Annotated in this window: 19 protein-coding genes and 1 other RNA gene; 6 read left to right on the plus strand and 14 right to left on the minus strand. The window is 48.1% G+C overall.

Annotated features, from left to right (window positions below; genetic code table 11):
• Positions 1-482 precede the first annotated feature (482 nt).
• The 7 genes from Q0852_RS05315 to Q0852_RS05345 all read right to left on the minus strand — a co-directional run bounded on the left by Q0852_RS05315 (position 483) and on the right by Q0852_RS05345 (position 7,756).
• Positions 483-1,208, minus strand: coding sequence for a hypothetical protein (locus tag Q0852_RS05315; RefSeq protein ID WP_299014918.1), 726 nt, complete (start codon positions 1,206-1,208; stop codon positions 483-485).
• Complete coding sequence (locus tag Q0852_RS05320) at positions 1,208-3,244, minus strand: hypothetical protein (RefSeq protein ID WP_299014919.1); 2,037 nt, start codon at positions 3,242-3,244, stop codon at positions 1,208-1,210. Before Q0852_RS05320 ends, Q0852_RS05315 begins: the two co-directional genes overlap by 1 nt.
• Positions 3,245-3,283: 39 nt before the next feature.
• Positions 3,284-5,452, minus strand: a complete 2,169-nt coding sequence (locus Q0852_RS05325; protein ID WP_299014920.1) for a LysM peptidoglycan-binding domain-containing protein — start codon at positions 5,450-5,452, stop codon at positions 3,284-3,286.
• Positions 5,453-5,861: 409 nt separating this feature from the next.
• Positions 5,862-6,002, minus strand: coding sequence for a hypothetical protein (locus Q0852_RS05330; RefSeq protein WP_299014921.1), 141 nt, complete (start codon positions 6,000-6,002; stop codon positions 5,862-5,864).
• A complete protein-coding gene (locus Q0852_RS05335) occupies positions 5,995-6,561 on the minus strand; it encodes a TnsA endonuclease N-terminal domain-containing protein (protein WP_299014922.1) in 567 nt (188 codons plus the stop codon). Before Q0852_RS05335 ends, Q0852_RS05330 begins: the two co-directional genes overlap by 8 nt.
• 195 nt (positions 6,562-6,756) lie before the next feature.
• An RNA gene (ffs, locus tag Q0852_RS05340) (signal recognition particle sRNA small type) lies at positions 6,757-6,853 on the minus strand.
• Positions 6,854-7,021: 168 nt separating this feature from the next.
• Entirely contained in the window at positions 7,022-7,756 is a 735-nt protein-coding gene (locus tag Q0852_RS05345) for a hypothetical protein (RefSeq protein ID WP_299014923.1), read from the minus strand.
• A gap of 152 nt (positions 7,757-7,908) precedes the next feature.
• On the opposite strand from Q0852_RS05345, the gene Q0852_RS05350 reads away from it, so the two are divergent.
• Positions 7,909-8,214, plus strand: a complete 306-nt coding sequence (locus Q0852_RS05350; protein ID WP_299014924.1) for an MGMT family protein — start codon at positions 7,909-7,911, stop codon at positions 8,212-8,214.
• A gap of 66 nt (positions 8,215-8,280) precedes the next feature.
• Here Q0852_RS05350 and Q0852_RS05355 read toward each other — a convergent pair whose 3' ends face one another.
• On the minus strand, positions 8,281-8,700 hold the full coding sequence (locus tag Q0852_RS05355) for a YbaY family lipoprotein (protein WP_299014925.1): 420 nt from the start codon (positions 8,698-8,700) through the stop codon (positions 8,281-8,283).
• 121 nt (positions 8,701-8,821) lie between these two features.
• On the opposite strand from Q0852_RS05355, the gene tesB reads away from it, so the two are divergent.
• Entirely contained in the window at positions 8,822-9,679 is an 858-nt protein-coding gene (gene tesB / locus Q0852_RS05360) for an acyl-CoA thioesterase II (RefSeq protein ID WP_299014926.1), read from the plus strand.
• Positions 9,680-9,735: 56 nt separating this feature from the next.
• Here tesB and Q0852_RS05365 read toward each other — a convergent pair whose 3' ends face one another.
• Positions 9,736-10,197 (minus strand): Lrp/AsnC family transcriptional regulator, encoded by a 462-nt coding sequence (locus Q0852_RS05365; RefSeq protein WP_299014928.1) that lies wholly within the window; start codon positions 10,195-10,197, stop codon positions 9,736-9,738.
• Between the two features lie 169 nt (positions 10,198-10,366).
• Between Q0852_RS05365 and Q0852_RS05370 the strand changes: the two genes are divergently transcribed.
• Together Q0852_RS05370 and queC are read left to right on the plus strand one after the other, a co-directional pair.
• Entirely contained in the window at positions 10,367-11,431 is a 1,065-nt protein-coding gene (locus tag Q0852_RS05370; RefSeq protein WP_299014930.1) for a PLP-dependent cysteine synthase family protein, read from the plus strand.
• A 240-nt stretch (positions 11,432-11,671) separates the two neighbouring features.
• Positions 11,672-12,370 (plus strand): 7-cyano-7-deazaguanine synthase QueC, encoded by a 699-nt coding sequence (gene queC, locus Q0852_RS05375; RefSeq protein ID WP_299014932.1) that lies wholly within the window; start codon positions 11,672-11,674, stop codon positions 12,368-12,370.
• Positions 12,371-12,487: 117 nt separating this feature from the next.
• Here queC and prmB read toward each other — a convergent pair whose 3' ends face one another.
• On the minus strand, positions 12,488-13,420 hold the full coding sequence (gene prmB, locus Q0852_RS05380; RefSeq protein ID WP_299014934.1) for a 50S ribosomal protein L3 N(5)-glutamine methyltransferase: 933 nt from the start codon (positions 13,418-13,420) through the stop codon (positions 12,488-12,490).
• A 53-nt stretch (positions 13,421-13,473) separates the two neighbouring features.
• On the opposite strand from prmB, the gene smrB reads away from it, so the two are divergent.
• Positions 13,474-14,004, plus strand: a complete 531-nt coding sequence (smrB, locus tag Q0852_RS05385) for an endonuclease SmrB (protein WP_299014936.1) — start codon at positions 13,474-13,476, stop codon at positions 14,002-14,004.
• 90 nt (positions 14,005-14,094) lie between these two features.
• Here smrB and Q0852_RS05390 read toward each other — a convergent pair whose 3' ends face one another.
• Both Q0852_RS05390 and sixA read right to left on the minus strand, forming a co-directional pair.
• Positions 14,095-14,454, minus strand: a complete 360-nt coding sequence (locus tag Q0852_RS05390; protein ID WP_299014937.1) for a hypothetical protein — start codon at positions 14,452-14,454, stop codon at positions 14,095-14,097.
• A gap of 144 nt (positions 14,455-14,598) precedes the next feature.
• Positions 14,599-15,072, minus strand: coding sequence for a phosphohistidine phosphatase SixA (gene sixA / locus Q0852_RS05395; protein WP_299014939.1), 474 nt, complete (start codon positions 15,070-15,072; stop codon positions 14,599-14,601).
• A gap of 393 nt (positions 15,073-15,465) precedes the next feature.
• Here sixA and Q0852_RS05400 point away from each other — a divergent pair, with 393 nt between their 5' ends.
• A complete protein-coding gene (locus Q0852_RS05400) occupies positions 15,466-18,231 on the plus strand; it encodes an insulinase family protein (protein ID WP_299014941.1) in 2,766 nt (921 codons plus the stop codon).
• Between the two features lie 129 nt (positions 18,232-18,360).
• Here the strand turns inward: Q0852_RS05400 and fadJ are convergent, their stop codons facing one another.
• Together fadJ and fadI are read right to left on the minus strand one after the other, a co-directional pair.
• Complete coding sequence (gene fadJ / locus Q0852_RS05405; protein ID WP_299014943.1) at positions 18,361-20,475, minus strand: fatty acid oxidation complex subunit alpha FadJ; 2,115 nt, start codon at positions 20,473-20,475, stop codon at positions 18,361-18,363.
• Positions 20,475-21,785: an acetyl-CoA C-acyltransferase FadI gene (fadI, locus tag Q0852_RS05410; RefSeq protein WP_299014945.1), complete on the minus strand. Its 1,311-nt coding sequence runs from the start codon at positions 21,783-21,785 to the stop codon at positions 20,475-20,477. Before fadI ends, fadJ begins: the two co-directional genes overlap by 1 nt.
• Between the last annotated feature and the right edge of the window lie 471 nt (positions 21,786-22,256).

Here is a 22,256-nt window from a genome sequence, read left to right on the forward strand (position 1 = left end):
GAAATACGGAAACACATGTCACACCAACCACTTAGAGAAAATATTGGTTGATTCTAGAACAGGATGTATTGAATTGTAATTATCTTTTTTCTTATCCACTAGAAGCTAAAATGAAGAAGTTAAAAAGGACAGGCACTTTACGGTCAATTGTTTTGGAGATTGAAACAGCTGCGTAAACATATCACGCCGCTAAGCGCATCAAATGTGCAGAGCGCAGAAGATGGGGTCAGGTCTTTCCTTTTGCCCGCGCATTAGCTTGTGTAAGGTAAATCAAGAGGAACAGGATGTGTATGAGCCATTGCTCTAACAAAGAATGGGGCAGAAACATGTTAGCTCTCTTGCTTGGTTTTTTGCTTGGTTTCATAAACATCGAATTAGGTTTGGCTAAGGGAAATCACCATCAAGCAGACCGCCCCTAAAACAACCTTACGATGAAAAGGCTTCCCAATCGAGAAGCCTTTTCGTGTTGCAAAGCGATGTCGTTACTCGGAGATGGTAATGACTTTTTTCAAATGAGTCAGCAGTTCACTTTGTTGTTCTGGTGAGGCGGCATAACACATATAGTAAAAGTTGAGCTGCTCTATAAAAAGTTTTTCTCGAACACTGCCATCATGCTCGATCTCTATCATCGGCGATATATGCCGCTGAATAAGGCCATGTTTATATTTAACCGCGAGCGCGTTATTGACCTCGTAGTTCAATGCATGATGAAACGGGAACACATTTACTCTTGGCTTATTCACAATGCCAGCCATCTTAAACGACATCAGCAATCCCGCCCCCGCGCCCACGAACATCATCGGCCCTACCAATGCAACACCCACGACAGAGATAGCGATTCCCGCATACCCCGAATAACGCAGCGCAGTGTAACAAGCGTCAGGCACCAACGTCAGTTCAGTCACAATCAGGCCTTTCTTCGTTAAGGTGACGGTCTGTTTTACGTCTGGATTGCCTGCGTAATACAAATAGCTACCTATAGCTGAAATAAGTACTAATGACACTAAAATTCCGGGCCAAGACAACAAAGAGCCAAGCCACAACTGAAAGATAGCACCCAATACCCAAATAATTATATTGCCATAATCGTGCGGACTCTCTTTGGCTAATTCAAACTCGTACAACACGCTGGCATTCAATACCGCCTGTTGCTCTGCTTGCCTGTATTCCTCGGTCAGCTCGGGAAGCGCGTCTAGTGGTGTATACATTATTGCGGTACCTCCAATTGCACCTTGTCATTTTGGCTCAGAGATAAGGTTTCATTCTCGACCATTTCTTTGTGTTCGCTCGCCCCTGCTAAGGTTTGGGCTTGATACAGGCTAGCCAGTTTATCAGAGTCGCTATAAGGGTTATCGTCCTGACGCGCGACAAACACATTAATTCGCTCTTGTTTTATAATGCCTTGACCTTGGGCGACAACGACATTGACCAGTCGTGGCAGCGGCAAGCGATATTGATACAGGGTCGGCTCTTTTGGATCTTGCAGCCATTGCCCGCTTGCCAACTCTGCTGGTGTAAAACTGCGATAATCGCTCAGCGCATACCCCGCACCAATGCCGAGGGTTACCACCTCACCGGGGTAGGCGTTCGGCACCACCACGGTAATAGATTGCTCAAAGCCAACGGTAATGGCATTCATTGAATGTTCTTGTGGCATCACGCGCCTTATAGGCCGAGTATGCATAGAAGGCTGATTAATCAACTTAATTAGGTCGTGGTACTCGTCTTCAGCACTTAACCCTGGATCTGGTTCTTTCCCCCATATCGAGTGATTGAGCCATTTCTCCAATGGCGTTTTTTGAGTGACCAACTGTACAATCGTCACCACGGCGTATAAGGCAGCGCCCCAGAAGTTCAGAGATAACATCCAACCTTGTAGCACCTGACCAATCAGCAAACCTCCAACACGTGCACGTAAAGTTTGATACGCCAAGCCTCCCCAACTAAACGCTTGCATCCCTAAAGCACTAGTCTTAGCAACTAATAACCAACGTTCAGACGAACTTTTTGAGTCGATAAAGTCTTCCATGGTCTGCCAACCTTCCAATCCAGCCGCCATGACTCCTGCCACACCCGCGATTAACGAATGGGTAAGGTAGCGCTCGACAGTTAAAATTTGCGCAGTAGATATGTTTTTCACACATCCAGATTTCAATACCTGAATAGTATTATCCATCAATGCAAATCTAGCCGATTGAGATTTTATTTCATTCAATGCGATTCCTTTAATAGTCGCCCCAGTCGCATTAATCATCCACGCGGTGCTGTAGCCCAGCGTCATCTCTTGACGGCGTGTATCGGGGTTAGGTGCAGAGGCTACGGCCTCTTGCAGGGCAACCATTTGTGACACCACATTGATAGCGTTTAATGCGGCCACCACAAAGTCCATGCGACCGATACTGTCGAACTTGCTGTCTATCTTGTTTACAGCATTGGCAAATGAATACTTGCCAATGGCTTTGCTCTCATACTCACTAAATAATACGGGCATAGACTCGATATAACGCGCGATTTGCTTATCCAGCCCTCGCAGCGTTTTTGAGAGTTTCGTATGCTCTCGTGAGCCAATAACAAGACCAGCCATCGCCGCATTGGTGCTTTGCGCCTCCATAAGTAATTGGTGGTAACGGGCGTTCATGGATTTTGCTTGTGCACTAAAGTCTTGGTTAAGCACCACCTTACCGTCACTGAACTGAGCTTGTCCCCATACCGACATGGCAGCGCTGCGTTGTGCCGATAATCCTGGCAATTTCATTAATCGGTTTAACAAGCGAAAACGCAAAGACAACATGCTACGAACAGCTTTGTCGCCTTGCGCGGTCACCGCTTGTTTTGCGTTGTTTATCTGTGTTTCCAGAGGTACCAGCAATCCCTTCGTGACCGCAAACAAAGGTGAGTTTGGATCATTAAATCCAACCACATCGTTAAAGGCCGATAAAAAGCCAGAAAAAGGAATGCGGGTGTTGCCAATAAACTCAGACAAATCCATTTTGGCAAGGAGCTTCTCCACTTCAGCATATACCTCAGTAGAGTAGCCGTATGAGGATAACGCGATTAAGTTGTCCGGCTCATTGACTAAGGTGTCAAGACGCGCACTTAACTCTGCACTCTCTTTCGCGCCAAGCTCTAAGTCATTTAACACGATATTCATTAGCTCAGTCAGCGCTAAATGCTGTGCATGTTCACCTGTATCGATACCAAAACGTAAAGGCTCGGTGCCTAGTGTCGCCAATGCATCCAACAATATCGGCGCATCGCGCAAAATGCCTGTAGTGCAACGTGTTTAGGCCTCAATGTAGCTTTGGTAAAACTTATCCAATCCTGTCCAGTTTACCTGACGGTGCGCCTTACGTCGCTCAACATATTCTGCCAACCGTGACTCCAGCAGCGTTGGCGCAATCCCTTTGCTCTCCAATCGCGCTTTGGCATTTGGGTAAGCCAGCGTCACAAGGTCGGCCTCTGCTGCAATGGCAGCTTTTGCTGCACCGCTGGCAGAATCAGCTTGCTTGAGACGAGCTTGGTAATAGTGGTATTCCAGGCAGGTATCGATGTCACGCTCCACGGCAATCCAATCGGTAGGTCCAATGCCTTTTAAGCTCTCAGGCGGAAAAGAAATACGCACCAATGAACGAATGGTTTCAGCTACCACGGTCTTACGGTGCGTCTCATCATCTTGTAGAGTGGGAATGACGGATTGCGCTAGGCGCAAATATAAATCGGTTAAATCACCTAACGGATCATCCAAGGCGATAAACTGATGCATACAGCAACTCGGTACCTGATATCGATAATCATCGATGACCTTGCGCACCAATGGTGACATTAACCCATGCTCATCGTGTTCAGTAATAGCGCTGGATGCACAGCTCCAATCAAAAACAGATAAGTCCACTTCTCCCACATCGGTTACCACGGCGTCGATGTGAGCTATGTCACTGCAGTGCTGCGTACTGGTTACGTCACGTAGCCAATCTTGTCTTGCCTGTTCGTTATCGAGGTAAAAGTCTTGAACCCGCTGTGTCCAGCGCTGGCTAGAGAATCCCACGAAATAAGGGCGATCTGTCTGGTAGAGCAAATGAGACTTGGCTTTCTCTGCAACAGCACCGCGTCTTTCCTCGGCGCTGTCCCCCACAAATCGAAACAACTCGCTTTGTAGCACTTGATACTCTTCCACCGACCATGTTTGTGTCTCGGGGTCTTGTGATAAAGCGTATAGCCAGCCATCACGTAACTGACGCAACGTGTAAGGCGTTTTGTCCGAGCGTAACACGCCCCCAGAGAACACCTCCATGTCATCAATAGGATGCAGTCCCTGTACCACGTCATCTTCAAGGGTTATTGGGTCTCGCTCATCAATGGCATAACGCACTGGCGCGAGAGCAGAGAAAGCAGTCAAACTGGAGCTTGCGACTTTCACTACAGGAAACGGCGCATCACGGCATACGTCTCCAATTGAAAACAGGCCTTCCCCTAACATCAAACTCGACGATGGGTAACCTACATCCATACCATGATTGTAGAGGCTGACAGGCTCTAGATGAATGCGCACACCGCTATCAAGTAAGGTGGTTTCTCCTTGCCTGTACGGGTTAAATGCCAACAGTCTGTCCAAAGAGAGGCCGTGCTGCTGAGCGATGTCTGCGAGTGTTTCCCCTTCAGCCACCACATGGTATTTACGCTGACCTTGCTCTTGCGTTAACGGCACCAATGCCGCCATATCGAGTTTCACCCCATGTTCAGTTAAAAAGGCATTATCGACCGCACTGATGGTTTGGTCATCCATCGCTTCTCGACTGAACAACAAATATTGGTCGGCCACCGTTTGTCCGCCGCGTTTCCATAGCGCTAAAATAAAATCCAACGGTGTTGGTCTTACCCCAGCAGGTATCGGATTCATCGCCCCCGCTCGGCTCTGCGTTAACTCGAAATGGTAGGCACTGCCCCCTTGGCAGCGATATTCATGCAGCAGTTGCCCATCTAAAAAGTGGTACAGGAACCCTTCTGTAGGTAGCCCCAGCACTTCACCCAGTTGTATCGCCGGACGAACCGGAATAAAGGCATCTTGGATAGTCAGGTTATCTTTGTCTTGGGAGGGGACGCTTTCAAAGCCGAATTGAGTCGAGGTCTGACCATACCAACCGACCGATAAACGTTTATCTTCTTGTTTTTTCACCGAAGCGATGCTTTGAGTATGCTGACCAACGGTCACATCGCGCCACTGGCTAACCTGCGGCTCCTGAGATGTTTGCTCTAAAGAGCGTGATATAAAAGGCTTCACTGCCTTTTTAAATAGTGAATTGGAACACGCAAACTCGACCCCATAAGCAAACGCAGGCTTCTCTTCTACGGGCGGCGAAACCAGCGGTGCAGAAGTAGTAATAGGCTTGTCTTCAATGATGGGTTTGTAGCCCGCCTGAACCACTTTACTGGGTTTAGGAATATTGAGAGGCATAATATTGAACCTGAAGACGAAAACAGGCTCAGATTGTAACTAAAAACAAGGCATTTACACTCTAGTTATGTGCTCTTATTTACCTATCATTTTCACTTTTATGCCTGTTGATGTGTCATTGATAGAATTAAAACTTAACAGAGGGCCATTTACTTTTCTGTTGGACCACTTTTCGAGGGCATGTTTAAGCGGTAAGTGGATTTGTTCATTGTCGGAAGCATGGTTTCGGATAAGTTATAAGTAATGAAGAGTATGAACTCCACCACTTCGCTAATGTCCTCCACTTGGGAGGTGGATATTCTATCTCTTTGGCAGCCTCAACCAGCAATGGCTCTAAATTATTTTGCGTCCAACCACCAAGATGCTTTTCAACCCAATAAATATATTCAACCCTACGTCTGACTTCTGCTTAAATGTCACCAGGGTAAGATGCTAAATCACGCTCAAAAAACTCAACCGACGAGTTTCCTTCTTCATCAGTTAACTCACACTTGGATGCAAATGGTGGCATCTCATCCTGAAACGCCCCAACACCGACACCTTTAGCCATCTTGACCACTCCAAATAACTGAGTGCAAACCAAGTTCGTCATTTACCAAATCTACAGATATCACACCTGATGACACCAAACTGAATGCAGATTTCACCATCAGACTCTGCTCTATACCTAGCTGCTTCGCAGCATCACTAACACTGATTTTTCCTACCTTTTTAACCAATGACAAAAGCCGGAAATGAAGAGTAGTAAACGACTGAAAACCGGAATAACGATGCAATATTTTTAAGTTATTTAGTACTGGATTAGCCCTGATTTGCTCCTCTGTCACCAATATCAGTGGGACACCAAGCTCTATTGCTTTTTCCTGTTTGACTTTGAAACGTTTAAGAAAATCTTGGGACCGGGTTTTCACGAAGGGCTTCACTTCAATCCACTTAACAGCATCATTCTCAACTATCTGAAAATCAGGTGTATAAGGAAAATCTCGATCATCAAAACAATAAATAAAACCTTCTGGTTGGGCAATAAAAGAAGTTATGGATGGTGAGTATTCAAGGTGGAAACAGGTATCGAATTCCAGATATGACTCAACGGTCATTACCTGATTCATTTTGGCACTGACGAACTTAAAAAGGTTCTTAACGCGAGAATGTTTGAGCTGACGGCGGTACACGATGATCAAGCCCGTTTGTTGTTAAACTACAACAAAAATAGCTTATGCACGCTTATTGTGCCAGTTATGTACGATATTAGAGAAGATATGCAGGATTATGGTGCAAACTACAAACGCCAGATGGGTGGAAGCCCCCACCAGCCACATCCCGGCACACACGTCGCCTGCTGCGGTTGCTCCCTTCCGGGCCTGGCCGAGTTCACAGGTTAGTGTTGCGGGAGGACCAATGGGGGCCTCCATAGATTCTTTGTCTCATTTCGAGAACGGGAGAGATTATCCGCTAACGCTCGCGACATTGCAAGGTCTCAATCTCTCCCAGCTGACTGACTGCTGATTTATTATCCAAAGCCACCGTTTTATACTGTGAAATTGGCATAACAACCAGAAATAAAAGAAGTTAGATCTCTTCTTCTGCTTCTTCCAACAGAAACTCCCCCAACAGTGCACCGCCCAATACCAGCAACCAGGCAACCAACACCGGACTAGGAACATCGAAGTATGGCACAAGCACCAAGGTTGCAAATCCGACCGCAGGCAGGATCCAAGCAAGACGTGGCACCCAGTCACGCAACTTGCTCTTCATCATCTCCTGTATTGATGCGATAAGGCCGGTCACACACAGAGCAACAAGAGCAGCATGCTCCATCCCTCCGACCCAAAGCGGTACGACAAGAAATAGCGGCCACCAGGTATTTCCGTGAACCGGACGCCAGCCTCGGGCAACATACCAGAGAAGGCTGACAGCCAACACCTGAATTACCGTTGACGAAGCATGGCCTGGAAGCTTGCCCTCACCCTGCAGGGCCATCAGGCCAACGTCCATTGCCAGCACAACGGAAATAAGTAAGGCAGCAAGCTGCCAGCCACTTTTAGGAGAGAAACTTACAGCAAAAATAGGTAACATCATAAAGATGCTAATCGACAGGGCCAGCGGCTGATCGGGCAATACGACACCATAAGCGCCAAGGCCAAGCAACAGCAGCCAGGCACGGACACCTCCTTGCGGCAATAGCCACAAGGCTGGGATAGCCAATGCCAGTGCGGGAAGCTCTCCGTGGCTATACCCCAAAGCACTGACACCCACTACGGTCAACACAATACTGACCACAACAAGTAACGCGGCATACAACATAGCAGCACCTCCTTGCGTTATCCGACAGCGCAAAAGGTAAAGCGTAAAATGAATCTCTGTCGGTATGTTTGTGATACTAAACTAAATATCTATCTGACCCCCATTAATTGACTCAGATTATTGTTCAGTTCGGCACTAGTACAGGTATAAATATGGACGATTTTGCGAGCCAAATCTACACTCAGGTTCACCAAATTCCCCATGGAAAAGTGGCAACTTATGGTGATATCGCTAATTTTTCTGGATTTCCCGGCTATGCCCGCCAGGTTGGCCGTTTAATGGCAATGCTCCCCGAAGGGTCAAAACTGCCCTGGCACCGAGTGATAAACGCCAAAGGAATGATTTCGCTGACAGGACATAACTTACAACGCCAGCGCCAGCGTCTGATTGAAGAAGGAGTCGAAGTTTCTGACGTTGGGAAAATAAAGTTGGCAAGGTATCGCTGGGGCGGGGGATAAACAACACTCCCAAGTTAGGCCCCTCAACAAAGGCCCGACTGAGGAAACAAAGAAACGTATACTGGTTTACTTAACCTTTATCAATACCAGGTTAAGCTTGGTTGTCGCGGCTGAGTCAGTGATCACCGGGTTGACAGTATCGGTAATAAACATCAGTTTATTATTCACTTCAATACGGGCGCTGATGGCGTAAGTATGACCCGACTTGATTTCACTTTTGACGAAATTCAGGCTGAACTCGAACGGCACCTGCTTGCCATCGGCCATAAAGGCCTGGCTGCTGACTACTTCAGCCGGCGCATCCATCAGAGAGACATCAGACAACGTCACCGTAATGCGTGCATCATGCGGCAAGGCAATACGCTCTCGATACGTCAAAGATCCTTCCACTTGCGCCAGATCGGCATCCTGTTTAACCAAGTTAGTACATGCCGAAATAACCAATACCACAGCCAATGCCGCGATAAGTGTAAACATCTTTTTCATCACTCTCCCCTTACAACCTGAACACCTGCTGACAAGACATTGATTTCCCATCAACTACACTTGCTTTGTACTAAGGCGTTCATAAAAATCGATTAATATTAACACAGAAAATGGAACTCCGATGAGCAAAGAACTGAATGAACTTCTCACTCTTTTACACTTAGAGCAGTTGGAGCAAGGTTTATTCCGAGGCCAAAGTGAGCATTTAGGACTTCCCCAAGTCTATGGGGGACAGGTTATTGGCCAATCACTGTCTGCCGCCAAAGAAACGGTTGACGAAAACCGTCAGGTTCACTCTTTCCACAGCTATTTTCTCCGCCCGGGCGATCCACAAAAACCTATCATCTATGACGTTGAAAACCTGCGGGACGGAAGAAGCTTCAGTACACGACGAGTCAAAGCGATCCAGTTCGGACGGCCAATTTTCTACCTGACCGCCTCCTACCAAGCTGAAGAAGACGGTTTTAGCCACCAATCATCCATGCCTGAGGTACCGCCACCGGAATCCCTTAAGTCAGAACAAGCTCTGATCCAATCGATAGCTGAGCACCTACCGGATAAAGTCGTGGATGCTTTTTGCCGGGAGCGGCCGATTGAAGTGAGGCCTGTCACCGTTGTTAACCCGTTGAAGCCGAAACCTGAAGCGCCGAAACAGTACCTGTGGATCAAGGCCAATGGTGAAATTCCCGATGATCCCCGAATCCACCAATATGTTCTGGCCTATGCCGCAGACTGGGGATTTCTGGTTACAGCCTTGCAGCCACACAGCGTGACTCTGCTGACACCAAAACTAAAAGTAGCAACAATAGACCATTCAATGTGGTATCACCGCCCATTCCGCATGGATGAGTGGCTGCTCTATGCTATTAACAGCCCATCAGCCAGCGGTGCCCGCGGACTGGTGCGTGGTGAGATTTATAATCAGAAAGGAGAGCTGGTAGCTTCGGCAGTTCAGGAAGGACTAATGCGCCAGTCTTAATTTTGAAAATGCAACAGAGGTAGCCCGGCAACCTCTGTTTGCAATAGTAAGGAAATTTAAACAGGCAAAGCCGTTGTGTACTTCAGCGGCTCCATCGCAAACGTGGATGTCACGTTTGTCAGCCCTTCAATACTATTAACCAGCTTTTTATAAAACTGATCAAAAGCCGCCATATCGGCAACCTGAACCTTCATCATGTAGTCATACTCACCTGCCATACGGTAGAACTCCATCACTTCAGGAAACTCAGACACCGTTTCGACAAAACAGCGATACCACTCCTTAGAGTGATTACTGGTTTTGATCTGAACAAAAGCGGTAAACGACAAACCTAGCTTGATGGGATCCAGCAGTGCGACACGCTGGCGCAAAACCCCACTCTCTTCCAAACGCTTAAGACGCTTCCAGCATGGTGTCGTGGTTAAGTTTACCGCTTCAGCCAGCTCGGCCAGAGCCAGCGTGCCATCTTGTTGAAGCATCCGTAGTAATGTTCTGTCCGTACAATCCAAATCGGCCATGGCATTATCCCTTACAATTTATATGGAGAATTATTTTCTCCATTTTAGCGAAAGCAAAGCAAACAAAGCAAAGCTTTTTCCTCCGGCTACAGTACTATGCAGACAATTACCGACAAACAGTATCCATGCTGGCAGTTCCAGCCGAAATGACTGATTAAGAGGAAGAAGCATGAACCATCACTCGCAGTGGATTAACATCGCCATCCGGAAAATCGAAGCGGACTACCAGCGTTCTGCGGACACCCACCTAATCAAACTGGATCTCCCTTGCATTGATGGTATTGATATTTACCTGAAAGATGAAAGTACCCATCCGACTGGCAGCCTGAAACATCGCCTGGCTCGCTCCTTGTTCCTGTATGCACTTTGCAACGGCTGGGTCAATCAAGACACCACCATTATCGAATCATCATCAGGCAGCACAGCGGTGTCGGAAGCCTACTTTGCCCGTCTGCTCGGCTTGCCGTTTATTGCGGTAGTCCCGCGCAAAACCGCGAGCAAAAAAATCGAACAAATTGAATTCTATGGTGGCCGTGCTCATTTCGTGGACAGCCCAAGTGAAATCTATGATGAATCTCGCCGCCTGGCCAAAGAACTCAATGGCCACTATATGGATCAATTTACCTTTGCGGAAAGGGCGACTGACTGGCGCGGCAACAACAATATTGCTAACAGCATTTTCGAGCAGATGAAGCTTGAAGAGCACCCGATTCCAACCTGGGTGGTGATGAGTCCGGGAACCGGGGGCACATCCGCCACTATCGGCCGTTATATCCGCTATCAGAAGCACGATACCCAACTCTGTGTCGTTGATCCTGAGAACTCGGTTTTCCACGACTATTTCAAAACCCGCGACAACACGCTGACCAGCGATACCGGCAGCCGTATCGAAGGGATCGGCCGCCCTCGGGTTGAGCCTAGCTTTATTCCCGATGTCGTTGATGAGATGCGCACCATTCCGGACGCGGCCAGCGTTGCTACCGTGCACTGGTTGGAAAAGCTCCTGGGACGCAAGGCCGGCGCATCAACCGGAACCAACCTGTATGGTGTACTTCAGCTTGCCAGCGAAATGAAAGCGCGTGGCGAAACAGGCTCGATTGTCACCCTGCTATGCGATAGCGGCGAGCGCTACCTGGATACCTACTTCGACTATCAATGGGTAAGCGACAACATTGGTGATATCTCGGGCTATATCAGCCAGCTTGAAACCTTCGAGTACACTGGCACACTGTAATTTAACCTCACTACCGCTATCTTCTTTTTGCCGCAGCCAGACTGCGGCTTTTTATTTTTCCTGTTTCACTATTTCCGCCCCCTGAAACTTTTCTCTAACGCAGCTCTGCGGTAGCATTGCCCTACCAATAGAGAACTTGCTATTGGTCTATCTTTATTCCATACCAAATACTTATCTGGCGGAAGAGGTAGTCCCTACCGACTGTTTTTCGGTATGAACACAACACAGGACAACACAAACATGCGTAAAGCCGTAGTCGTATTTAGTGGCGGCCAAGACTCCACAACCTGCCTAATCCAAGCCATTGCCAATTATGACGAAGTTCACTGTATTACTTTTGATTATGGCCAGCGCCATAAACTGGAAATTGAAGTCGCAGAATCTATCGCCAAAGAGCTGGGTATCGCAGCACACAAAGTCATGGATGTCGGCCTGCTCAATGAACTGGCTATTAGCTCGTTAACCCGCGACAGTATTCCGGTCTCCCACGAGCTACAAGAAAACGGACTGCCGAATTCTTTCGTCCCTGGCCGCAATATCCTATTCCTGACCCTAGCTGGGATCTACGCCTACCAAATTGGTGCCGAAGCCGTGATCACCGGGGTTTGTGAAACTGATTTTTCCGGCTACCCGGATTGCCGTGACGAATTCGTCAAATCTATCAACCAGTCACTGGTACTGGGAATGGATCGCCCGCTGAACATTGAAACGCCTCTGATGTGGCTCAATAAGGCTGAAACCTGGGCTCTGGCCGATCAGTACAACAGACTTGGCTTTGTTAGAGAAAAAACGCTGACCTGCTATAACGGTATCATTGGCGATGGTTGCGGCGACTGTCCGTCATGCGATCTGCGCCGTGCCGGTTTGGAAGATTACCTGAACCACAAAGAAACGGTGATGGCAGAGCTTAAGGCTAAACAAACCGATGGCAATGCATAATTTCATACCAAATTGAATCATAATCTGCCTAAGTCTTTAAAATAGGAATAAAAAAACCGGAGTAAAAACTCCGGTTTTTTATCCTTGCTTTCAGGCAATAACTTATGCTGCTTAGTATTAGTCGCGGTATAGCGCGAACTCGTCCTGGCATTCCAGCAGCTGCTCACGAGTCATCATGAACACGCCGTGACCACCATTGTCAAACTCGATCCAGGTAAATGGAATATTCGGGTACTGCTCTTCCATATGGATCATTGAGTTGCCAACCTCACAGATCAAAACACCGTCTTCCTTCAGGTATTCCGGAGCATTAGCAAGAATACGACGAACCAGTTTCAGGCCATCAGTACCCGCAGCCAGACCTAGCTCAGGCTCATGACGGAACTCATCCGGCAGGCTGTCCATGTCTTCCTGATCAACATACGGCGGATTAGTCACAATCAGGTCGTATTGATCTTTAGGAGCATCACGTAGCAAGTCAGAGCGAAGCGGGATCACCTGCTGCTCCAAACCATGATCCTGGATATTCTGCTCAGCGACTGCCAGTGCATCAGTCGAGATATCAACCACATCAACTTCTGCTTCCGGGAAAGCATGCGCACAGGCAATACCGATACAACCACTACCGGTACACAAATCCATGATTCGAGTCGGGCGTTCCTTCAGGAACGGTTCAAAACCGTTTTCAATCAGTTCGCCAATTGGTGAACGCGGCACCAGCACACGCTCATCAACAAAGAATTCCATTCCGCAGAACCAAGCTTTGTTTGTCAGGTAAGCCACCGGCGTACGCTCATTGATACGGCGGATCACTCGCTCGACAATACGCAGGCGTTCGCTGCTGGTCAGGCGCGAACAGCGCACGTCTGATGGAATATCTAACGGCAGGTAAAGCGTTGGCAGCACTAGCTGTACCGCTTCGTCCCAGGCATTATCCGTACCATGACCATAAAATAGACCCGCTGCATTGAAACGGCTCACCGTCCAACGTAGCATGTCCTGCAATGTGTGAAGTTCGTTGACGGCCTCGTCGACAAAAATCTTATCCAAAATAGCCTCCGAATGACGCTACAATACCGCTATAGAGTTGTTGGAATTTCATTATGAGTAAAAAAGATCTTACCCTGGAAGATGACCTGGCACTCTTTCAGGATGCGGTTAAGGGCGTAAAAAAGTTGTCGCATGATACCATAATCACGCCCCGCCGACAGAGTCCAAAGGCCGATAAGCCCAAAGTCTCAGAAAAAGAAATGCAAAATCACGAATTTTACTTCTCCGACGAATTTGAGCCCCACTTAAATGAACAAGGCCCAATGCAATATGCCCGGACTGGCGTGTCAAAATACGAAGTGAAAAAACTGCGTCGCGGCGTCTATGTGCCTGACATGTATCTGGATATGCATGGAATGACACAAAAAGAAGCAAAACGAGAGCTGGCTGCAATGATCGCGGCCTGTATCAAAGAAAGTGTATCGTGCGCCTGCGTGATGCACGGCATTGGTAAGCACATCCTGAAGCAAAAAGCTCCGCTTTGGCTGGCACAGCACCCGGATGTTATGGCCTTCCATCAAGCCCCACTTGAATTTGGCGGCGATGGTGCACTATTGGTGCTGATTGATATTCCGGAGAGGTAGAACTTTAAAGCCGATAAACCACAATTGAGTGTCGAGGAAGAGCTGATATAACCACAACCTCGTCACTCAAAACTGATTCTCGTCACGGTATTAGTAAACGTATTTCGCCAGCGAACCGACATTAACAACCTGTCCTTCAACAATCAGCCTGACTTCGCCATTATCGCAGATCTGCATACGGGTTTTTACCGCACCTTCACTGTAATAATGCTCACAGTTCCCGTTGCGGGCACTGTCAATACGGGAAAAGATGGTGATACCACCCGGCGCCAAGAGTTCCTGTGGAGCAGTAAAGGTCAAGGTACTGCCAGATTCAGAGATATGCATTTCTTCACAGACACCGCTCGCCCACTTGATTGCACCATTGGCATTTATGCTCGGTGCACGCGGTCCCTGAACACAACCCGCTAACAGCACAGCACCGAAGATTGCAATTATTTTACCTTTCATAGCAGTATTTTATTTATTCTCGATGGATGAATGATACAAAACCCAGCGGCCAGATAAACCACAACAGGTAAAAAATGAGCCCTGCATCCAGCGCTCTAACTTTATATCGGCCAGCTTAGCGAAATCCTTAACCTTTATCGTAAATTATCCTTCAGGGTTAGCCTGCCATAAAAATTCGGCCTGTTCGCTATCAGGGAAATACTCTACTGCCGCGATGGCTGATGTTCTGAACATCGGTGGCTGTAATCCGGGAGCCAGCTCTGACGTCAGATAGCCGACTAGAGGAAGATGGGAAACAAGCAATACGCTTTCCGGACGTTCGACAGCAATCATGGCTTTCAGGTAAGCCGCAACATCTTCTGCATCACCATAAGGAGTGATTTCATCGACAGTCATCAAGCGCTTAGGCTGTGGCAAATGCTTGGCCATAACAGACCAGGTTTGCTGAGCGCGTAAATAAGGGCTGACCCAAACCAAATCAATCCCGTCACTCAGCTGACTGGCTAATTGGAAGGCCATTTGTTTGGAGTGAGCCTCACCACAGACAGTCAGAGGTCGCTCCGCATCACTGGGAGCGAAATTCTGCGCCTCACCATGACGCATGATATAAATTCGCATATTGCCTATCCAATAATACTGGCCCTCTTTAACTTATACGGACCGAAGAACACCAAAAGATCTTACTTTCGGTATGTATTGCCAATCACATATGACGTTTGAAACAGGACCAGAATGAACATCTAGTTTCGCGCTATGCTAGCAAGTCCTGTTGAAGCTGAATAGCAATTCCGCTGATTCGATTGCGGTTCCGTGACCGCTGATGCCCTCAAGGCATCTACCAATACATCTATGGTAGGGGGGATATTCCTCAAGTATGTCACGATTAACGATACCGAGTGACAGCGTTCAGCTAAGATTTACAGTGAACCTGAAGAGCAGAAGAAGTAATTTGCCACCCTAACTATTGAGCGTCATAATTAGCTTAATTTCCTTATAAAATAGGCCCTTCCCGTGCATATTAGTCCTAATGACCCTAAACAGTACCGTTACCTGACTTTAGAGAATGAACTCAAGGTCCTGCTGGTACATGATGCCGAAGCGCCCCGCTCTGCCGCTGCATTATCCGTGAATGTAGGCCATTTTGATGATCCTATTGAGCGACAGGGAATGGCCCATTTCCTTGAACACATGCTTTTCCTTGGCACGGAAAAGTATCCTAAAGTCGGTGAATTTCAGACATTTATCAACCGAAGCGGCGGTAGCAACAATGCCTGGACCGGCACTGAAAACACCACTTTCTTCTTTGAAGTCAGCCCGCACGCCTTTAATGACGGGCTTGATCGATTTGGCCAATTTTTTACCGCCCCGTTATTCAATGAGGAAGCCGTCGATAAGGAACGCCAGGCCGTCGACTCGGAATACAAACTGAAAATCAAAGACGATGTCCGCCGCCTTTATCAAGTTCACAAGGAAACAGTTAACCCGGCCCACCCTTTTGCCAAATTTTCTGTCGGGGACCTGACAACCTTAGATGATCGTGATGATAAATCTGTTCGGGAAGAACTCATCGCCTTCTACCAGACCCACTATTCAGCCAACTTGATGGCACTGGTACTATTGGGGCCACAATCACTTGATGAACTCGAAGAGTACGCGAAAACATACTTCGACCATATTCCCAACTCTGGTATTCCGAAACCAGCGGCTTCCGTCCCTTTGGTAACAGCCAATGAAGCGGCAACCTTCATCAGAATGGAGCCTATCAAAGAAGTTCGCAAGCTAACCCTGTCTTTTACACTGCCTTCAGTCGAACAATACTATCGCCAGAAACCACTTTCGTATATTGCCCACCTGCTGGGTAATGAAGGCAGCGGCAGCCTGATGTCTATGCTCAAACGCCGGGGCTGGATTAATACCCTGACAGCAGGTGGTGGCGTCAGCGGCAGCAACTTCCGTGAATTTACCGTCGGCCTGAACCTCACCCCGAAAGGCTTGGATCACATTGATGATATCGTGACATCGGTTTTCCAGTACATCGAACTTATCAAGCAACACGGCCTGGATGAATGGCGCTATAAGGAAAAACAAGCTGTCCTGGAAGTAGCGTTCCGCTATCAGGAAAAAAGCCGTCCACTCGATACTGTCAGCTATCTGGTCATGAACCTGTTTCACTATGATCCGGACGATATCATCTACGGCGACTATATGATGGCAGGTTATGACGAGGCTCTGATCCACGAACTACTCGATTACCTCAAGCCTGACAATATGCGGTTGGTATTGGTTGCCCAAGGGCTAGAATATGACCAAACGGCCCAGTGGTACCATACCCCATACTCCGTTGCCCCACTGTCGGACAAACAACTGGCACGCTGGCGTCAGGTTGACGAGGAGCCGGAGCTTCAGTTACCTGAAAAAAACCCGTATATCTGCGAACAGCTTGACCCCCACCCTCTGACAGAAGAAGCAGAACAACCGCCACAGCTTATCCAGGATTTGCCTGGATTTAGGCTATGGCACAAACAGGAAGACAAATTCCGCGTTCCTAAAGGCGTTGTATATGTTGCGATAGACAGCCCCCATGCCGTCGACACACCACGTAATATCGTCAAAACCCGGCTCTGTGTCGAAATGCTGCTTGAAGCGATCAATGAATCGGCCTATCCAGCGGAAATTGCCGGTATGTCGTACAACCTCTATGCCCATCAGGGCGGAGTTACTTTGCAGCTATCCGGCTTTAGCGAAAAACAGCCACTATTACTGAAACTGCTGCTTGATCGCTTTGCCAACCGCACCTTTAATCCGGAACGGTTCAACAACATCAAGGCGCAAATGCTACGTAACTGGCGTAATGCTGCCGAAGACAAACCAATTTCGCAGCTCTTCAACCAGCTGACCGGATTATTGCAGCCTAACAATCCGTCTTTCCCGGTTCTTATCGAAGCACTGGAATCTATCGAGGTCGATGAACTGCCATCCTTTGTCGAGGCGATGTTTGCCGAGCTTCACATTGACACCTTCGTCTACGGTAACTGGCTAAAAGAAGACGCGCTAGAGCTGGCCGAGATCCTCAAAGATGCCTTCCGCGTTACCGACCAGCTATATGGCGAATCCCAGCGTCCGCTTGTACGCCTGGGCCAGACAGGCACCCGAAGCTATGAAGTCAACTGCAACCATGCTGATTCAGCAATCTTGATGTATTACCAGTCAAGAGAAGCAACTCCGCGGAAAATAGCGGTCTACACTCTTGCCAACCACCTGATGTCGACCACGTTTTTCCATGAACTGCGTACCCGTCAGCAACTGGGGTATATGGTTGGTACTGCTAACCTTCCGCTTAACCGCCACCCGGGGCTGATCTTGTATATCCAGTCTCCGGTCGCCGCGCCGGCCCAACTGTCTGAAGCCATTGACGACTTCACTAATGCCTTTGCACTCGTTCTACTGGAACTGAACGAGGATCAATGGCAGGCCAGCAAACAAGGGTTGATCGCACAGATCTCTGAGCCAGATACCAACTTGCGCGCCCGTGCCCAACGGTTCTGGGTCAGCATCGGTAACAAAGATACCGAGTTCAACCAACGTCAGAAAGTTGTCGGGGAGCTACAAAATCTCAGCCGGGCAGATATGGTGCGTTTTCTTGTTGATATCATTAAACCTCGCACATCCAACAGGCTGGTAATACACTGTAAAGGGCAGGCCCACAGTAACCTGGAATCACTTGATATCGGCCTGGAGATAGAATCTATTGCCGACTTCCAGAAAAATGCCCATTAATACCAATAAGCATAAGTATTTGATCATTCTTGCTGAACTCTGACTTATCCCGATTGGTATAATCCAGCCACATCTTCTCCCATAACAAAAAGGCCTGCATCAGCAGGCCTTTTGTCATCTAACCCAAGATCAGAGTGGGTAGAAACACTGGTCTTCGTTTGCCATCGCCACAAGCTTCTCGCAAGGCAGGAAACGCTCGCCATACTTATCAGCATGGTCATTTAGCATATCGACTACTTTCTTAATCCCTAGCTGATCCATATAACGGAAAGGCCCTCCCAGGAATGGCGGAAAGCCAATACCAAAGATCGCGCCGATATCACCGTCTCTCGGAGACAGAATCACCCCTTCATCTAGACAGCGAGCAGCTTCATTGAGCATCATTAAAGTACAACGCAGTGCCAAATCGTGGCTTTCGGCTTTTTTCTCCGGTACGATATTAAGCAACTGATAAACGCTCTTATCAACTGTCTTTTTCTTGCTGTTATAAAGATAAAAGCCTTTTTCGCTCTTGCGCCCCTTACGGCCATCTTTCAGCAAAATATCGAACACATCCGGCCCTTTGAAACGATCTCCCAGTTCCTTAACCATGATCGGCATGATCTTCGCGCCGATATCAACACCGACCTCATCCAGCAATGTAATTGGGCCGACCGGGAAACCGAAATCAAGTAATGCGGTATCCAGATGCTCAATCGGCTCACCAGTAAGCAAAGCCGAAGCTGCCTCATTCATATATGGTGCAAGGATTCGGTTAACGTAGAAACCAGCCTTGTCACCAACAACAATGGGTGTTTTCCCCTGCTTCTTGGCCAACGCCACAACTGTCGCGACTGTTTCCGGCGATGTACCGGTGTGAGGAATTACCTCAACCAGCGGCATTTTTTCAACCGGGCTAAAATAGTGAAGTCCAACAACATTTTCCGGACGCTGCGCCGCCTCCGCGATCTGGTGGATCGGCAGCGAAGAGGTATTAGTTGCGAAGATAGTCTCTGGATTACCGTACTCTTCAATCTCCTTCACCATCTGGTGCTTCAGGTTCAGATCCTCAAACACCGCCTCAACAACAACATCGGTTCGTTTGAAGCCGGTGTAATCCGTACCGCCAGTAATCCCCATCATCTGCTTTTGCAGCTGAGATTTACTGATAATCCGGTGCTTACGCTTCTTATCAAGCAGCTTATAGTTATAAGCCATTGCATTAAGGATACCCTCGTTAGAAATATCCTTGATCCGAACCACACAACCCGCCTTGGTTGCCGTTACATGGCTAATACCACCGCCCATCAAACCTCCACCCAAAACACCAACAGCATGAACAGGTTTGGGTTTTGCGTCCGAGCCGGTTTCTTTCTTCATGGCTGTTGTTGCAAAGAAGATACTGCGCAATGCGGCAGATTCCGGCGTCATAACCAGCTCACCGAAGCGCTTAGCTTCCAGTTTAAGGCCTTTTGCCACCCCATTTTGCAAGCCGTTCTTAATGACCTCCAAAATAGCATCCGCTGCCGGATAATTTCCGCGGGTTTTGTCATGGGTTTTCTTCGCCGCCTGATCAAACACAAGGGAACGTCCCAGCGAATTACCGCCCATCGCCCAGTCCTGGAAACTATGCTTACGTTTCGGCTTAGGTTTCAACACCTGCTTCTCGGCAATATCAAGCAAGATACTGTGAGGCACAGCCTCATCAACAACCCCGAGTTTTTTCGCTTTCTTCGCCCGTAATTGCTTACCGGTCAAGATCATATCCAAGGCATTGGCAACCCCGACCAAACGCGGCAGTCGTTGTGTTCCCCCAGACCCCGGCAACAAGCCCAGCTGCACTTCCGGCAGACCAAGGCGGGTTTTGTCATCATCCGAGCACACCCGGCTATGGCAAGCCAACGCCAGCTCCATCCCGCCACCAAGGCAAGGGCCATGAATAGCAGCAACCACATGGAATGGTAAATTCTCCAGCTCAGCAAACAACTCCTGCCCTTTAGCTGCCAGCTGTTCAGCTTCCTCTGCTGTTGTACAGGCAGCCAACATGCGGATATCGGCCCCGGCAATAAAGTTATCCGGCTTTCCGGAATACACCACCAAGCCCTTAATATCTGACTTACTTTTTAGTTCTGCCAGCACATCAGCAACCTGCTCGACAAAAGCAGACTGCAGGGTATTCATTTTTTCTTCCGGCACATCGATCTTCAGCCAAGCAACACCGTTATCACCGTAAGATAAAGAAAATGCGGATACTTGTTGGGTCATTATTCTGCCTCCAGGATCATTGCTGCGCCTAAGCCACCAGCGGCACATGCGGTATTCAATGCAAAACCACCACCTCGTCGCTGCAATTCACGCAGGGTTTGGGTGATCATGCGGGCGCCGGTTGCTGCAAACGGGTGCCCGTAAGCAATCGAGCCACCCAGCACATTAAACTTGTCCATGTCGATCTCGCCAATCGGCTGGCTACGCCCTAATTTCTCTTCGGCAAACTTCTTCGAGCCAAACATTTTCACATTAGCTAACGCCTGCGCAGCAAATGCTTCATGCATATCAATCAGGGTTAGATCCGACAAGTTCAGCCCTGCCCGCTCAAGTGCTATCGGTGTCGCATAAGACGGCCCCATCAACATATCTTTTTCAACACCGATCGCCGCAAACGCATAGGAGCGAATATAACCCAAAGGTTTCAGCCCAAGCTCCTTCGCTCGACCTTCACGCATCAGCAGTAATGCTGCAGCACCATCGGTTAACGGTGTCGCATTAGCTGCCGTTACCGAACCGAATTTACGGTCAAATGCCGGACGGAGTTTCGCATAGGATTCAAGGGTCGAATCTTCACGGATGTTGTTATCTTTATCGATCCACTGACGATATGGTTCCGGGAAAGCCGTGATCACTTCATCCTGAATCAAGCCATCTCGCCATGCCTGTGCCGCAAGCGTATGGGAACGATGAGCCAATTCATCCTGCTGCTGACGAGTGATTCCATGAGTTTTTGCCATCTGCTCGGCCGTCTGCCCCATGCTCAGGCCAGTTGAATACTCTGCAACCGCGGGCGGAACAGGCATCAGATCTTTTACGCTAAGCTTACGGAGCAGTTTAAAACGCTTACTCATGGTTTTAGCCTTACTCAGTGCCAGCAAAGTAGCAGCAAGCTTTTTCGACACCCCGATTGGCAGAACTGACGAGGAATCAGCCCCTCCGGCAATACCTATATCAATAGTGCCGGAAATTATGCTCTCAGCGACATTGGCGGCCGCCTGAAAACTGGTCGCACAAGCACGGGTAACACTGTAGGCATCAGTACCGATGTTCATCCCGGTACCCAGCACAATTTCACGAGCAATATTCGGGGCTTCAGGCATTTGCACAACCTGGCCAAAGACCACCTGATCAATCAGTAGAGGGTCAAAGTCGAGCTGATGCAACATTTCATTGACCACCATTTTCCCCATATCCAATGCAGGAACACCATCAAAGGCGGTCGCCTGACGAGCAAACGGGGTACGTAATCCACTTACAACTGCGATGCGCTCACCGTCATTGGTGGTGAGGTTCTGGAGACGTGTCATCGCTACTCCTTATTATGATTTGCAGGGCACTCAAGGTGCGTACATAGAGGTCTGACCACACCAATTGTAATCAAGCTGTTATTTATTTCAAACAATTGTTTTAAGTATGTGAACTGCGAGAACGAGAACCGGGAGATATAAAGAATGGTAGTTGCAATCAATATCTTTAACCAAGATAAATATGCAACAAATAACTCATTAGAATAAAATTCAGGTAAAAAAAAACCATACCGATATGGTATGGTTATAATTTACGCGGAAATATATCCACGTAAGGTATAAGTCAATTAACATAAAGCCAATTGCAAATCAGGTAAAACCTGATAGGAGAAAGTAAAGTCAGCCTTCAAAAGGAAGTTGTCATCTTGCTCAACAGATAATAATCAACAAAAAAACAGATCTGATCCTCAGAACTGATATTGACGCTTACTATCAGATGACGTCGACTACTATAGCTTCCCCACGAAGACA

Origin of the sequence: uncultured Photobacterium sp. (genome assembly GCF_947502415.1) — a bacterium.
Taxonomy (GTDB): domain Bacteria; phylum Pseudomonadota; class Gammaproteobacteria; order Enterobacterales; family Vibrionaceae; genus Photobacterium.